The sequence below is a fragment of the Frankia tisae genome (assembly GCF_025403405.1).
Classification (GTDB): domain Bacteria; phylum Actinomycetota; class Actinomycetes; order Frankiales; family Frankiaceae; genus Frankia; species Frankia tisai.
Genome location: NZ_JANEZT010000797.1, coordinates 1 through 474, shown reverse-complemented (window position 1 = coordinate 474; position 474 = coordinate 1). Strand labels below are relative to the sequence as shown.

General features: G+C 53.0%; 1 protein-coding gene. It reads left to right on the top strand.

Annotated features, from left to right (window positions below):
• Window positions 1–254: hypothetical protein (locus NBZ85_RS31735; RefSeq protein ID WP_261563493.1), on the top strand; the 254-nt coding region annotated here is incomplete at its 5' end.
• Window positions 255–474 lie beyond the last annotated feature (220 nt).

Sequence of the window (474 nt, the reverse complement as noted above, 5' to 3'; positions counted from 1 at the left end):
CTCACGCTCAGACCCGGTCCACTCATCGTTCGTCCTCATTCTTCTCGATTGCAGGCGCGCCGCATCGACCCGCGATTTGGCGAGTTACCGCGCAGAACGTGCGGGCCGGGCGCAAGATTTGGTTGATTCCGACAAGATCTGATGACCGTGTCGTCCTGGAGGGGATCAAATTTTTTGCGCAGCCGCACAATCTACGGCAGACGCCAAACTTGCTCGTTGCTTCGTCGATCCAGCAAAGCCAAGGTAAGCTTTGATTCTACACCGGGTCAACGGAACGATTTTTCCTATTTAACGACGTTTTGTGGAAGGCATCACCCGGTAGTGCCACTATTGTAGAATGACGTCGGCGCAAAAACTCAAGATCGGAGAATTATATTCTCGTTTCATCGCCAATCTTTTAGAATTGGCGGCGATCCTCTCGGAGAAAGATTTTTCGCGCCGGGATCAGATCCCGTCCCCGAAGCCGAAGGACTG